The following is a 350-nucleotide window of genomic DNA, read 5'->3' as shown; positions in this document are numbered from 1 at the left end:
GTTATTTACACCGACCCTGAAATCGCTTGGGTGGGTAAAACCGAAGAGCAGCTCAAAGCCGAAGGCGTGGAGTACAAAAAAGGTACTTCAGGTTTTGGTGCAAACGGTCGCGCATTGGCAATGGGCAAAGCCAAAGGTACGGTTAAAGTATTGGCAGATGCCAAAACCGACCGTATCTTGGGCGTACACATGATCGGCCCGGTTGTCAGCGAATTGGTTACCGAAGGCGTGACTGCGCTCGAATTCTTCGCCAGCAGCGAAGACATCGCCCGTATTATCCATGCCCACCCAACCTTGTCCGAAGTGGTTCACGAAGCTGCATTGGCGGCCGACAAACGCGCTTTGCACGG

The 350-nt window shown here is 53.4% G+C and carries 1 pseudogene; it reads left to right on the top strand.

The features are described from left to right. Window positions 1-350: pseudogene (locus ACTHSP_RS23040) on the top strand (dihydrolipoyl dehydrogenase); the annotation flags it as partial.

The sequence above is a fragment of the Neisseria sp. P0001.S005 genome (genome assembly GCF_051963715.1).
The sequence above is the reverse complement of the archived record's forward strand: the minus strand, read 5'-3'. Positions and strand labels throughout refer to the sequence as shown.